This window comes from Streptomyces sp. NPDC048442 (assembly GCF_040651475.1).
In the GTDB taxonomy this organism is placed as follows: Bacteria; Actinomycetota; Actinomycetes; order Streptomycetales; family Streptomycetaceae; genus Streptomyces.
The window spans coordinates 298,889-312,942 of record NZ_JBEZKB010000007.1 but is presented as its reverse complement, the minus strand read 5'-3'; the positions used below and the strand labels follow the sequence as shown (position 1 = coordinate 312,942).

Annotated in this window: 10 protein-coding genes; 3 read left to right on the top strand and 7 right to left on the bottom strand. The window is 72.4% G+C overall.

The genetic code is table 11. The features are described 5' to 3' along the window. Nucleotides 1–393: 393 nt before the first annotated feature. The 6 genes from AB0D18_RS14165 to eccB all read right to left on the bottom strand — a co-directional run bounded on the left by AB0D18_RS14165 (nt 394) and on the right by eccB (nt 5,889). Nucleotides 394–693 carry a WXG100 family type VII secretion target gene (locus AB0D18_RS14165; protein ID WP_362416645.1) on the bottom strand — a complete coding sequence of 100 codons (300 nt, stop codon included), beginning with the start codon at nt 691–693 and terminating at the stop codon, nt 394–396. Between the two features lie 16 nt (nt 694–709). Further along, a complete protein-coding gene (locus AB0D18_RS14160; protein WP_362416642.1) occupies nt 710–1,075 on the bottom strand; it encodes a WXG100 family type VII secretion target in 366 nt (121 codons plus the stop codon). Nucleotides 1,076–1,088: 13 nt separating this feature from the next. Then, nucleotides 1,089–2,363, bottom strand: coding sequence for a hypothetical protein (locus AB0D18_RS14155; RefSeq protein ID WP_362416639.1), 1,275 nt, complete (start codon nt 2,361–2,363; stop codon nt 1,089–1,091). Beyond that, the gene (locus AB0D18_RS14150; RefSeq protein WP_362416636.1) at nt 2,360–2,785 is read right to left on the bottom strand and encodes a hypothetical protein; all 426 of its coding nucleotides are present in this window, start codon (nt 2,783–2,785) and stop codon (nt 2,360–2,362) included. The genes AB0D18_RS14155 and AB0D18_RS14150 overlap by 4 nt, the downstream gene beginning before the upstream one ends. Nucleotides 2,786–2,953: 168 nt before the next feature. Beyond that, nucleotides 2,954–4,267 carry a type VII secretion-associated serine protease mycosin gene (gene mycP, locus AB0D18_RS14145; RefSeq protein ID WP_362416633.1) on the bottom strand — a complete coding sequence of 438 codons (1,314 nt, stop codon included), beginning with the start codon at nt 4,265–4,267 and terminating at the stop codon, nt 2,954–2,956. Next, nucleotides 4,264–5,889 (bottom strand): type VII secretion protein EccB, encoded by a 1,626-nt coding sequence (eccB, locus tag AB0D18_RS14140; RefSeq protein ID WP_362416630.1) that lies wholly within the window; start codon nt 5,887–5,889, stop codon nt 4,264–4,266. The genes mycP and eccB overlap by 4 nt, the downstream gene beginning before the upstream one ends. 162 nt (nt 5,890–6,051) lie before the next feature. Between eccB and eccE the strand changes: the two genes are divergently transcribed. After that, complete coding sequence (gene eccE, locus AB0D18_RS14135) at nt 6,052–7,260, top strand: type VII secretion protein EccE (RefSeq protein ID WP_362416730.1); 1,209 nt, start codon at nt 6,052–6,054, stop codon at nt 7,258–7,260. A gap of 5 nt (nt 7,261–7,265) precedes the next feature. Then, the gene (locus AB0D18_RS14130; RefSeq protein WP_362416727.1) at nt 7,266–7,925 is read left to right on the top strand and encodes a hypothetical protein; all 660 of its coding nucleotides are present in this window, start codon (nt 7,266–7,268) and stop codon (nt 7,923–7,925) included. 177 nt (nt 7,926–8,102) lie between these two features. Here AB0D18_RS14130 and eccD read toward each other — a convergent pair whose 3' ends face one another. Further along, nucleotides 8,103–9,566 (bottom strand): type VII secretion integral membrane protein EccD, encoded by a 1,464-nt coding sequence (gene eccD, locus AB0D18_RS14125; RefSeq protein WP_362416724.1) that lies wholly within the window; start codon nt 9,564–9,566, stop codon nt 8,103–8,105. Between the two features lie 516 nt (nt 9,567–10,082). Here eccD and eccCa point away from each other — a divergent pair. Continuing rightward, nucleotides 10,083–14,045, top strand: coding sequence for a type VII secretion protein EccCa (eccCa, locus tag AB0D18_RS14120; RefSeq protein ID WP_362416627.1), 3,963 nt, complete (start codon nt 10,083–10,085; stop codon nt 14,043–14,045). Nucleotides 14,046–14,054: the final 9 nt, after the last annotated feature.

Below are 14,054 nucleotides of genomic sequence, written 5' to 3'. Positions count from 1 at the left end.
GGTCAGTGCCGGGCAGCGCGGGCTGGTTCGCGGCCGGCGGTGCCGGGCACTGCGGGCTGGTTCGCGGCGGTGCCGGGCACTGCGGGCTGGTTCGCGGCGGTGCCGGGCACTGCGGGCCGCCGGTACCGGGCAGTGCGGGCCGGTGCGCGTCAGCACGCTTCAGTGCGGGGCGCCACCGGGCAACACGGGGTAGTGCCGGGCAGTGCGAACCGGTGCCGGGCAGTGTGGGTCAGCACGGGCCGGTGCCGGGCGCACGGGTCAGTGCGGGGCGGCACAGGCCGGTGCGGGTCAATGCGGGTCAGTGCGGGTCAGTGCCGGGCGTTGCGGGTCGGGGTAGGGGAGCACGGACCGGTGCGGCCGGATCCGAGGGGTGGCCGCACCGGTTCGCGGGGGTTACATGAAGCCCTGTGCTGCCTTTCTGTCTCCTGCCTGGTAGGCCGGGGCCGCGTCCTTGACCGCGCGGGAGATCTGGAGGAGCGACGTGTGGATGGACTTTGCTTCGCGGTCCCAGTCCGCCTGCGCTGCGTTGTAGGCCTCTCGGGCTTCGCCTGACCAGAGTGGGGAGACCGAGGCGATCTTTGCCTTGATCGCTTCCAGGCTCTCGTCGAGCCTGTTCGCCTGGGCCTTGATCGTGCGTGCCGCATCGTCCAGGGCTGCGTAAGTGACCAGCATGGTGCCGTCGTGGTGAGACATGGGGCTCCTGTTCCGTTCAGTAGCTGCTGAGGGGTGAGGTGGGGGTGGAGGCGGGGGGCGGGGGCGAGCCCGCGTGGCCCGGGGTGACGTCGATGCCTCTCATGGCGGTGCGTACCTCGTCCTCCGTATTGCCGGAGATCGTGCGCGCCGCCTCGATCGCCGCCTGGAACTTCAGGAGAAGCCGTCCGATGCGGACCATGTTCTGGTTGATCTGGGCCTGCTTCGAGTTGAAGGCGCCTGCTCCGATGCCCTGCCACTGGCCCTCCAGGCCGTCGATCGTGGCGTGCAGGCGCTGGAGTTGGCCCTTGACGTTGTCGAAGTTCCTGGTGAGTTCGGTCTGGAGTTTGGCGAGGGCTACGTCATTGACCTTCTGGACTGCCATGGGTGGGGGCTCCTCAGTGGGGCGGATGGTGGACGACGGGAGGTACGGGGGTCTGCCGGCCTGCTGTCCAGGTCTCCTCGTCCTCCGTCAGGTGACGGGGGCGGGGGCGGGACGGGGATGGCTTTGAACCTTGGGGGGTTCGTGGCGCGGGGGCCATGGCCGGTGGCGCGGGGCGCAGGAGTCCTGCACCGCCCTGGGTGAAGGGGCCGCCGCCCGTGCCTGTTCTCGGGGTCGGGACTCCTCGCACGGGGGAGCCGCCGACCACGCCCGGCATGCCGGCGGTGAAGGGCTGGCGCGGGCCGTTGCGGCCGGTGGCGGTCCCACCGGTGGCGGCGCGGCCGGTGATTCCGGAAGCGGGCGTGTGCGGTGCGGTGTTGGCGGGGGTAGTGAGTGGCATTCCGCCGGAGATCCCGCCGAGCGGGCCGGGGAAGGCGGCTACCGGGGGAAGGGGCTGGAGAGGCGGGGTGAGCTGGGGCACCGCGGGAGTGGGGATGCCGGAGGAGGCGGCGGCGACGGTGGTGGTGGCGAGGGTGGGGGGTGTAACGCTGTTGAGTTCCATGGTGGTTGTCGGGGGGTTTGGCGATACGGCCGCCGGGGGCGGTGTCGGGGCGTGGCCTGTACGCGGGCTGGATGAGGTGCCCGCCGGGTCGCCTGCGGTGTCGTACGTGACGTGCGGGGCGTACGTGGTCGGAGTGGGGGTGGGCGCGGGCGTGGGCCATCCGGTGCCCTCGTATCCGGTTCCGCCGTGGTTGCCCGCTGTCGCGGTGGGTCCCTGGGAGCCTCCGGCAGCCGCCGCTCCCCCGCCGGCCGCCGGCCTCGGTACCGCCGCGTCCAGCTTCTCCTCGAACCGGGGCGGCTCCTCCGCAGCCAGGTTCGCGCCCGTCACCGCGTAGTACGAAGCCAGCCGGTTCAGCTGGTTGATCGCCTCCTGGCGGTGCGGTTCCGACGGGGGCAGCCCGGTGCCGGCCGCCGGGGCCCTGGGCGGCATCGCGCTGCGTACCACCGTCAGGCCCGTCGCCGCCTCCGTCAGGTGTGCGCCGACCAGGCTCGCGTACGTACCCAAGTCGTCGGCGTGCTCCGCGAGGCGTCCGCCGAACCTGCGGAACTCCGTGCCGGACTCACCCTTCCACTCCACCGCCCCGAGGTGGCCGCGCAGTTCCCTCGCCGCCTCCTGGAACGCCTTCCGCACACCTCCCAGGGCCTCCGCCGCACCCGCCAGGGCCTGCGGGTTTCCCGCCTCGACCAGGTCGATCATCGTGTTCAGCGCGTACGACTCGAAGCGCGTCATGAGCCGGTCCCCCGGCCCTGCTGCTCCGTGCGGGAACGGATCTCCCAGAAGCGGCGGCGCAGTTCCTCCTCCACGTTATCGAAGCCGACTTCCGCGCCGTGCACGCCGATGCTCAGGCAGTCGATCTGTTCGGTGAGGGAACGGGAGAGCTTCACCAGGCCGGTGTGGACACGGCGGTACTGCGCGTGGAGTTCGTCGGCCTCGGGGAAAGTCGTGCCGGGGGCGCCGAAGTGGGCGCGCGCGAGCGGGTGGGCGGCCACCTTTTCCGGGCCGGCCGCGCTGTCCTCGAAGGCAGCCAGTATCGCGTGCACTCGGGAGCGGAAGCGCTTCAGTGCGCCCACCCCGCGTTCGAGGTCGCTGCTGCCGCCGGTCGCTCTTCCGCCGGTCGCGCTGCCTCCGGTCGCGCTGCCTCCGTCGAGCACGGCGCTCCTTTCTTCGCGTCGTCACGTCTTCGTGCGTGACTGTTGATCAGCTGAGCGTGCCATCGGACCGCACAGCAAAATCCGGCCAAGTCGCTGGTCAGACAGGGTTGTTGCCCGGGATTACCGCATCGGCGGGCCGGTATGGGGACACCCGTTCAGCGGGTGACGTCAGCTCGTCCGCTCCCCCGCCGTCCGCCGTCCGCGCCGCCTCGCGTCGCGTACTGCCACCGCCGATCCGGTCAGTACGGCGAGGGCCACCGCGCTTCCGGTGAGGACGTAGACCGACAGGCGTACGGAGCGTTCCTGCGGTGTCTCGCCCGCCGGGGCCGCCAGCGGGGCGGGGGCCTGCCCCCGGGACGGGCCCCCGTCCGCAACGGGGTGGTCGATGCCCTGTGCGTCCCGCGTCAGAGCGCGCAGCGGGTCGGCGACGCCCCAGCCGACGAAGGGGTCGGGGCCGGGTCCGGAGCGTTCGGCGGTCTGTTTGATCCGGGCGACGATCTGCGGGCCGGTCCAGTCGTCGTGCGCGCCCTTGATGAGGGCGGCGAGACCGGCCACGTACGGCGCGGAGAAGCTCGTACCGCTGTCGGTGCAGTGACCGCCGCCGGGCACCGTCGACACGATGTCGGTGCCGGGGGCGGCGATACCGACGAAGGATCCGGACTGGGAGAAGTACGCCCGCTCGTTGTCGCGGTCGGAGGAGGCGACGGCCAGGACGCCTTCGTAGGAAGCCGGGTAGGTGCGGTCCCTGTTCCCGTCGGTGCCGTTGTTGCCCGCCGAGGCGATGACGATCGTGTCCGCCGCGAGCGCCTTCTCGACCGCGCGTTCCAGCAGGCGGGTCGGTTTCACCGCCTTCGCCGTGTCCTGGGAGATGTTGATGATGTCGGCGCGCTGACGGACGGCGTGGTCGATGGCGTTCGCGAGCAGTTCGGCGGTGCCGTTGCCCTCGGCGTCGTTCTGGTCGATGGGAATGATCGTGGCTTCGGGGGCCAGGCCGACGAAGCCCGTGTCGGGGTGGGGGCGGGCCGCGACGAGGCCGGCGACCTTGGTGCCGTGACCGACCTCGTCGGAGGTGCCGTTGCCTGCGCCGCGTGCGCCGGGGTCGGCCGGAGCACCTTTACGGGGCAGGAAGTTGGCTCCCGCCCGGGTGTCCACCGCGTCGGTGAGCTGCGGATTCCGGGTGTCCACTCCGGTGTCGACGACAGCCACCCGGACGTTCTTGCCGCGGGACCCGTTCTTGCCACGGGACTGCGCCCACACCTCGTCGAGCGGGACTCGTTGCAGTGGCCAGGGGCGGCCCGCGTACGGCTTCGCGGGGAAGGTGCACGGGCCCGGGTCGACAGGTTCCTCCGACTGACCCCTGGCCTGTGCGGCGGGCAGGCAGAGCGTGGCGAGCGCGACCGTCGCTGTGCCGCGGACGAAGCCTCGGACGATGGATCGGACGAGCCCGCGGCACGCAGCCGTCCTGCGCGGGAGCCCGGTCATGAGCCCTGCAGCTGCACGGCCGCACCGGTCGACAGGCGCGGCCCAGTCGGTACGAGGGAGGTCCAGGCGGCGGGTACGGGGGCGAGCGAAGCGGCGGAGTAGCCGAGGAGCTCGAAGGCACTCTTCACCTGGCCCGGATCTCGGCCCTGCCCCTGGCCCTGGCCCTGCTGCGCTACCGGATCCGGGCCGTCGCGGTGGCCCGCGTCGCCCGGTTCGCTGCTGCCCTTCATCTGGAGGGTGTGGCGCAGACCCGAGTCGGTGACCAGAAAGACCGGGCCCAGGTGCGTACCGGTACCCGTGAACTGGCGGATCAGCTGGCCGGACCCCGGCGTCACGTACGCGGAGGTGGTGCCGGTCGGGAGCGGGCGGGGGAATTTTGTCCCGGCCCACGTGCCGAGCACGGTGGCACCGGTGGCGCGGTCGACGGAGCGCAGAACGGTGCAGACGGTGGTACGAGGGCGATTCGTGGCAGGTGTGGACAGGTCGGCGGGCGTGGAGAGGTCGGCGGGCGTGGAGAGGTCGGCGGCGGAGAGGGTGGGGTGGGCGGAGTTCGCGGGTTCCGGCTCGGGTGCGTACTGCGGCCACTTCTCGTACGGACGCCACTGCGGCCTCGGCGCGAAGGCGGCGCTGACCGGCCGCGCGCTGCCGTGCTGGCCGAGGCCGAGCAGCTGTGGGCTGTTGAGCAGCAGCCGCGCCAGGAAGTGCGAAACGGGTGCCACACCGTCCGGCAGGACCACGTAGTACGAGGTCCTGCCAGGCCCCGAAGACACGAGGACGCTCCCCACCCGGCTGTCCGCGGCCTGGAGATCACGGACAGAGACGCGTGCGCCGAGCTTTCCCGGCACCCTGGGGAAGGCGATCGGGTCCCCCTTGTGGAGCGTGGCCAGCCACGCCTCGGACACGCGTTGCGGCACTTGCCCGGGGCCGACCAGTTGGTTGAGGAGCGCAGGATTCCCCGGGCGGACGGGGTAGGCCGTCCCCGTCGCGTCCACCACGTACCGGGTGTGGCCCTTGTCGGGGCTTTCCACGTACAGGAGTTGACCGCCCCGCAGCAGGTTCCGGCCCTCGATGCCCGCCCGGTCCCGCCCCGCGAGGACGAACGCGGCGCTCTGCACGGACCGGCCGCCCTGCTCCGCCCGTTCGCAGACCGCCCAGAGCTTGGGCCGCCTGGCCTCTTTGGGGGCGGGCAGCCGGTCAGGGGCGTACGGAATTCCGACAGTGGCTCCGCGCGGGAGGGTGCTGCGGTCGAGGACCGCGTCGTCGACCTTGACGATCTTCTGCTGCCCGTCCGCGACAAGGAGCCGGGCTGAGGCCATGTTGAGGACGGGGTGGAGCTTGGACGTACCGTTCGTCGTCAGGACGACGTAGCGGGTGGTGGATTCGCTCGCGACGATGATGTTCTTGTACGGGACCGCCCAGTCTCTCGGCGCCACCGGCTTGAACAGCCCCCACGCCCCGAAGGCCGCCAGCCCGACCGCGCCGACGAGCACCCCCGGCAGTACCGCGCGCAGCGGGCGTGGAGCGTTCTCTTCCGAGCCGGTCGGGCTGGGGCGCAGGAACTGTGCGACCAGCCTCCGTTTCGCGAAGGTGTATGCGTTGAGTTCGTCTCGTCGTGATGCCATCGGACCGCCGCCGCTCTCCCCAGTCGTAGCCGTCGTAGCTGTGGGACCCCCGTTCCGGCTGCGGATTTCGTCACTCACAGCTCGGATAGGGTGAACGCTCCGTCAACTCCCTTGTGGAAGCGGGAGTTACGGCCGCGGCGGGCGACGGGAGGCGGGACGGTGATGGGGGCGACGGTGCGCGGGGCCAACGGGCCTTTGGGAGTACGGGAGTTGGTGCTCTGCGAGTTGTCACTCGCGGTGGTGGCGGCGGGAGTTGTGGGTGGGTCCCCGTGGCTGGTGCCGGCGGCTCTGCTCGCTTTCGCGGGATTGGCGTTGGGCTTGCTGCGACGGCGTGGGCGGGGGGCCTGCGAGTGGCTCGCGGCGGCTGTCTCGTTCCGGTCGCGGGTGCGGCGGCGGGATTCCGGTTACGGCGTTCATGACCTCTTCGGGATGCGCGGGATGCGTGCGTACGCGTATGAGGACCGGGGGCGGCGGGTCGTCGGCATGGTGGGCGACGGGACGTTCCTGACGGCGGTCGTACGGGTCGAGGCGGACGGGGCGGGGCTGCGGCCGGCCGGTACGGGGCTGCGGCCGGCCGGCGGGGCGCGGGAGTTGCCGCTGTCGCTGCTGGCGGACGCGCTGGAGGTGGACGGGGTCGTGCTGGCTTCGGCGCAGTTGGTGCAGCGGGTGCAGCAGGTGCGGGGAGTGGCATCTCCCGGCGAGGTGTCGCCCGCGCTGCGGCAGACCTGGGTGGCGTTGCGGCTCGAGCCGGAGCGTTGCGCGGAGGCGGTGGCGGCGCGTGGCGGTGGACTCGGCGGGGCGCAGCGGTGCCTGGTACGGGCCGCGGACCAGGTGGCGAGCCGGATCGCGGGGGCGGGACTGCGGGCGGAGGTGCTGGATCAGGAGGGGATCGGCTCGGCGGCGGCTGCGGCGGGTGCTGCGGGTGTTGCTACGGCGAATATTGGTGCGGCGGGTGCTGGTGCGGTTGTGGGTGCGGCGGGTGTTGGTGCGGTTGTTGGCGACTCCGGGGGCGGGAGCGCCGAGTCGTCGCGGGTGTGGCGCGGGGGCGGACTGCTGCACACCGCCTATGCGGTCGCAGGCGCAGCAGCAGACAGTGGCGCACTGGAACGCGCCGTCCGAGCCGTCCGGCTGCTCTCGGCGTCGGCCGGTCGAACGACCACCGTCGGGCTGTCCGTACGGCGGGGTGCGTCGTGGCGGGCGCTGGAGGTGTCCGGGCACGTCCGGGTGAGCTGCCGGAACGAGGGTGAACTCGTCGCAGCAAGGCGTGAGTTGGAGCAGGTGGCTCGGGAGGCGGGGGTGGGGCTCGTACGGCTGGACCGGGAGCAGCTGCCCGGCGTGCTCGCGACGCTGCCGCTGGGAGGTACGCGGTGAGGAGCCTGTTCTGGGGGCGGCGTACGGGAGAGCGGGAGAACCTCGGCGGCACGTCGGCCCTGCCCGTCGGGGACGACGGGGTGCCCGTCGGGGACGATGCCGAAGGGCGGGCCCTGTTGCTCGGGGTGCACCGCGCCGCCCCTTACGACGTACTGCTGATCGGCGGGCTCTGGACTGCTCAGGTCCTGGCGCTTCGGGCGGCGGCGGCCGGTGTTCGGGTGGCCGTCGAGACGGCGCGGGCGCAGGTGTGGGAGGTGGTGGGCACGGAGGGTGGCGTGGATCTTTTTGATGTGGGTCGGGTGCCGGTGCTGGGGGCTGCCGAGGGGCGGCCGGTGCTGGTCGTACGGGACTGTGGGATGCGGCCGCCGCGCGGACGGGTGGTGCGCGCGGCGTGGCAGTCGGTGCTGACGCTGCTGCCGTATCTGAGCCCGGTGGCACCCCGGCTGATCCGGGACTCGGCGCTCGTCGGCGTACAGCGGGTGTCGCCCGACGAGGCACAACAGACCGGCCGGCTCCTCGGCCTGACGCCTGAAGAGGCCGACGCGCTGCCGGGGCTCGGGGACGGGGTCACGCTGTGGAGCGCGGGTCGGGAGAGGCACTGGGTGACAATGGTGCCGACCCCGGACGAGGGGACGCTGCTCGGGCCTGCGCGCAGGATGGACTGAGGAGCACAGGACCAGGCACGGGCGGCGGGCGCGGGGGCACCAAGGCCGCGGGGCGCGGCGCAGTACCCCTGCGGTGCGCCTGCCTCGCCCCCGCCGTTCCCCCGCGCCGTCCCCTCCTCGCCCCGCGCCTTCGCACCCCGGCCGCTCACCCCCGCACTGCGTCCCCGCTCCTCCCCCTCAGGAAGTCAGCGCGCGGATCGAGTGGTAGACGTCGAAGACCGCGAGGCAGAGCGGCAGCAGTGTCAGCAGGACGAAGGTTTCGGCGATTTCCAGGAAGCGGCCCCAGAACGGGGTGACGCCCTTGCCCGAGACGATCAGGCCCGTCGCCGTGATCAGTGCGGCCGTCGCGGCGATCGCCGCCGTGAGCCAGATCGTACGGATGTCGAGGCCCGTGGTGTCGCCCGTGAGGGCTTCGAGGATCAGGGTGTGCGGCGGGTTCAGGCACAGGCCGAGGCCGAGCAGGACCAGGGCGGCGAGGCCCGCGGCCAGCGCGCAGCCGACCTGGGTGGTGTAGCGGAAGAGGTGGGCGCGCATCAGCATGGCGAGGCCGGTGGCGAAGGCGAGTGCCTGTGCCCAGGTGTCGCCGGAGAAGCCGAGTACGGCGGCGGCGCCCGCGGTGGTGAGCGAGAAGCCGCCCACCAGGCCGACCAGGAGTTCGTGGCCGCGGCGGGCCTGGGCGGCGATGCGGTCGGCGTCGACGGGGCCCTGCGGGGCCGGTTCGGCGCCGGTGCTGTAGTCGCCGACGGTGGTGCGGGGCGGTTCGAAGCCGATGGGCAGGCGGGCGAACCGGGTGGAGAGGCCGGGCAGGAAGGCGAGTCCGCCGACCGCGAGAGGCGGCAGCATCGCGGCCGTCTCGACGGTCCTGAGGCCGGTCAGGATCGCGGTGAAGGTGGCGAGGAGACCGAGCGCGGAGGCGACGGCGAACGCGACGAAGGGCCCGTCGCCGTACGGGGAGACGATCACCAGGACGACGGCGGCGATCAGCACCGCGGCGCAGGCGAGCAGGAATTGGAGCCGGCCGATGCCCTGACCGGCGGCGAGCGGCAGCAGTCCGGCTCCGGCGACGGCCGCGTGCACCAGTGCACCGGTGCCCAGCGCGACGGCCGAGGCGCGGTCGTCGTACACCCGGGCGCGTACGCACGCCAGGGCCAGCAGGAGGGTGCCGGTGACGGCGGCCAGGATGCCGGGCAGGCCGTGCATGTCGTGGCGGGGGTCGGCGTTCCAGAGGACGAAGGCCAGGAGGACGAGGAGTACGGCGCCGCCGGAGAGGCCCGCGGCGCGCGTCAGCCGGTCGTTCCACAGGGTGCGGTCGCGGGCGACGGCGGTGGCGACGGCGTCGGAGACGTCGTCGAAGACGGCCGGCGGGAGGGACTCCGAGAAGGGGCGCAGCGACAGGAGCTCGCCGTCCAGGATGCGCTGTGCGGCCAGGGTGCGGGCGCCGTCCAGGACGGTGCCGTCCCGGCGGACCAGGTGGTAGCCGACGGGGGCGCTCGCGGCGGGGCTCTGGCCGGACAGCCGGAGTATCTCGGGGTGGAGGTCGGCGACGGGGATGTCGTCGGGGAGGGCCACGTCGATGCGGCCGTCGGGGGCGACGACCGTGACGCGGCAGAAGCCGGTGCCGCTCGCGGCGGTGGTGGTGATCGCGGGGGCCGACCGGCCGTTCGCGGCACCCGGGTGGCCGCCTGTGGCCGTCGGCGCTGAGACCGTCGTACTCAACTTCTGCTCCCGTCGCAGGTTTTCACGATGTGGTCGGGACACGAGGTGGTCGGGCCCGGCCCGTGCGCGCACGCCGAACGCACGCCGACCGCACGCCGGACACACGCCGGACACACGCCGACCGCAAGCCCGACGCACGCCGACCGCAAGCCGGCTAGGCGGCAGCCGCAGGGCAGCGCGCGCACCAGTCGCACACAAGCTGCGCACCAGTTGCGCACCAGGTGTCCGAAATGACCACCCACGGCGCCGAATCGACCGACGAATTCCCAGTTGTCCTCAACCGCACTGTTTGCTCCCGCTGTTCGCGGGTGCGTACTCGCCGGGCGCCACCCTACCGCCGACCGAGCCACCGGTGCGCAAGTTAGGATCCCCGCGGGCAGAGTCGTCCGTCATGAGCTGCCAGGAGGAACGACTCCGGCCCGGTAGGGGAATTGGGGAGTTGTGAGCCAGATAGTCGTCAAGCGCCCGCCTCGTGCGCTGCCATCCGAAATTCCCGGCGAGCAGGTGCAGTTGCAACCGCCGCCGGAATTGCCGCGCGGTCAGCAGGAGGGCGCGCTGATGCAGATCCTCCCCATGCTGGGCATGGGTGGATCGGTCGTGTTCTTCTTCATGACCCCGAATCCGATCATGAAGATCATGGGCATGCTGATGGTCGCGGCGACCGTCGGCATGGCGGTCGCCATGCTGGTGCGCTACCGGCGCGGCACCCAGGGCGCGCTCGCCGACCTGCGGCGCGACTACCTCAAGTACCTCACCAGAACCCGGCGTACGGTCCTGGAGACCGCCCGGCTCCAGCGCGACGCGCAGTACTACCTGCACCCCTCCCCCGAGCAGCTCTGGGCGCTGGTCGCCGAGGGCAGCCGGGTCTGGGAGCGGCGGCCGGCCGATCCGGACTTCGGGCAGGTGCGCGTCGGTCTCGGCAGCCAGCAGCTCGCCACCGAGCTGGTCCCGCCGGAGACCGCGCCCGTCGACGAGCTGGAGCCGCTCACCGCCGGGGCGATGCAGCAGTTCCTGGACGTGCACAGCACGCTGGACGGGCTGCCGATGGCGGTCTCGCTGCGGGCGTTCTACCACCTGACGGTGAGCGGCGACCCGGAGTGCGTACGGTCCACCGCGCGCGCCGTGGTGGGTTCGCTCGCCGCGCTGCACTCCCCCGAGGACCTGGTGATCGCCGTCGCCACGGACCGGCTCCACGCCGCCGAGTGGGAGTGGGCGAAGTGGCTGCCGCACGCACAGGTCCCGGGCGACGGGGACGGTGCGGGCAGCCGTCGGCTGGTCGCCACCGGTGTCCTGGAGCTGGAGGACCTGCTGGCCGGACGGCTCGACGGGCGTCCCCGGTTCCAGCCGGGCGGGCAGCCGCTGCTCGAGTCGCCGCACGTCGTCGTGGTGATCGACGGCCTGTCCGTTCCGCCGATGTCGCGGCTGGCCTCCCCCGAGGGGCTGCAGGGAGTCACCGTCGTCGAGGTCGTACCGGGTGAGATGAACGGTGCGCGGGGCGGCCTCTCCGTCGTCGTACGGCCGGACGCGCTGCGTCTGGAGTCCGGGCACGGCATGGTGTACGACGGTGCGCCCGACGGTCTGAGCCGGGAGGCCGCCGAGGCGCTGGCCCGGCAGCTGGCCCCGCTGCGGATGGCGTCCGGCGGGGACGACGACGAACCGCTGCTCGCCAATCTGGAGTTCACGGACCTGCTGGGCCTCGGCGACGCGGCGGGCGTCGACGTCGCACGCACCTGGCGGCCGCGCTCCCAGGCGGAGCGGCTGCGGGTGCCGATCGGTGTCGGCGAGGACGGCACGCCCGTGATGCTCGACCTCAAGGAGGCGGCGCAGGAGGGCATGGGCCCGCACGGTCTCTGTGTAGGAGCGACCGGTTCCGGCAAGTCGGAGCTGCTGCGCACCCTCGTGCTCGGTCTCGCCGTCACGCATTCGTCCGAAACCCTCAACTTCGTCCTCGCGGACTTCAAGGGCGGCGCGACCTTCGCCGGAATGTCGCAGATGCCGCACGTCGCAGCGGTGATCACCAACCTGGCCGACGACCTGACCCTGGTCGACCGGATGGGCGACTCGATCCGCGGCGAGCTCAACCGCCGGCAGGAAATGCTGCGCGACGCGGGCAACTACGCCAACATCCACGACTACGAGAAGGCCCGCGCGGCCGGCGCCCCGCTGCAGCCCATCCCTTCCCTCGTCCTGGTCATCGACGAGTTCAGCGAGCTGCTCACCGCGATGCCGGACTTCATCGAGATGTTCGTGCAGATCGGCCGCATCGGCCGCTCGCTGGGCGTCCACCTCCTGCTCGCCTCACAGCGTCTGGAGGAGGGGCGGCTGCGCGGCCTGGAGACGTATCTCTCCTACCGGGTCGGTCTGCGCACCTTCTCCGCCGCGGAGTCGCGGGCGGCGATCGGCGTCCCGGACGCCTACCAGCTGCCCAACGTGCCCGGCTCGGGCTATCTGAAGTTCGGCACGGACGAGATGGTCCGCTTCAAGGCCGCGTACGTGTCGGGGGTCTACCGGACGGGTCCCGAGCGGCCCGCCGCGGGCGGGGAGCTCCGGGTGGACCGCGCGCCCGCGCTGTTCACCGCGGCCCCGGTGCCGGTGCGCTACCTGGCGCCCGCCGCCGGTTCCCGTACCGGCGAGGGCGGTCCCGCCCAGGACGACGCGCTCGCAGACACCGTCCTGGACGTGATCGTGCGGCGCCTGGAGGGGCGCGGCGCGGAGGCGCACCGGGTGTGGCTGCCGCCGCTGGACAACCCGCCGACGCTGGACGAACTGCTGCCGGGCCTCGCCGGCGTACCCGGGCGCGGGCTCACCCAGCCCGGTTACGAGGGCGCGGGACGTCTCGTCGTACCGCTCGGCGTCCTGGACAAGCCGTTCGAGCAGCGGCGCGACACGCTCTACCGGGACTTCTCCGGCGCGGCGGGCCACATGCAGATAGTCGGCGGCCCCCAGTCCGGCAAGTCCACGCTCCTGCGGACCCTGGTCACGGCGTTCGCCCTGACCCACACCCCGCAGGAGGTCCAGTTCTACGGCCTCGACTTCGGCGGCGGCGGCCTCTCGGCGGTCGCCGGGCTGCCGCACGTCGGCGGGGTGGCCTCGCGGCTCGACCCGGAGAAGGTGCGCCGTACGGTCTCCGAGGTGTACGGGATCATGGCGCGCCGCGAGGAGTACTTCCGCTCGTCGGGCATCGACTCCATCGCCACGTACCGCAGGATGCGGGCGCGCGGCGAGATATCGGTGGCCGACCAGCCCTGGGGCGACGTCTTCCTGATCCTCGACGGCTGGGGCAACTTCCGTACGGAGTACGAGGGTCTTGAGCAGCTCGTCCTGGAGATCGCGGCACGTGGACTCGGCTACGGAATCCACCTCGTCCTCACCGCTTCCCGCTCGATGGAGGTGCGAGCCAACCTCAAGGACCTCCTGATGAACCGCCTGGAGCTGCGGCTCGGCGACGTGATGGACTCCGAGATCGACCGCAAGGTGGCCGTGAACGTGCCGCCGGGCGTGCCCGGTCGCGGTATCGCCCCGGAGAAACTGCACTTCATGGCGGCGGTACCGCGCATCGACGGCATCAACTCCGACAGTGAGCTCTCCGACGCGTCGGCCGCGATGAACCGCGAGGTGGCCCGGCACTGGACGGCGCCCGGCGCCCCCGCCGTACGCCTCCTGCCGCGCGAGCTCCCCGCCTCCACCCTCCCGCACGGCAACGCGCACCCCGAGCGCGGCATCGCCTTCGGCATCGACGAGAACCTCCTGGAGCCGGTCTTCGTCGACTTCGACCAGGACCCGTTCTTCCTGGTCTTCGGCGAGAGCGAGACGGGCAAGACGAACCTGCTGCGGCTGGTGATCAAGCAGCTGACGGAGCGCTACGACCCGTCCGCGTGCCAGTTCTTCGTCATCGACAACCGGCGCGGCCTGCTCGACGTCACCCCGCCCGCCCACCTCGCCGAGTACGTGCCCATGTCCAACAACATGGAGCACCACGTGGACGCGCTGGAGGGCCTGATGAAACGGCGCACCCCGTCCGCCGACGTCACCGCGCAGCAGTTGCGCGACCGCAGCTGGTGGCAGGGGCCGAACGTGTACGTGGTCGTCGACGACTGGGACCTGGTCTCCACGTCGAGCGGCAACCCGCTCGGCCGGCTCGCCGAACTCCTCCCCTTCGCCAGGGACGTCGGCGTCCGCTTCATCATCGCCCGCAACACGGCGGGCGCGAGCCGCTCCGCGTACGAACCCTTCATGCAGCGCATGCAGGAACTGGGCGCCCAGGGCGTCGTCCTCTCCGGCGACCCACAGGAAGGCGACGTCATGCCGGGCGTCCGCCCGCGGCCGATGCCGACGGGGCGCGGATTCTTCGTCTCGCGGAGGCGGGGGAAGCCGTTGGTGCAGACGGGGTTGGTGGACGGGTGACGGGCCCGG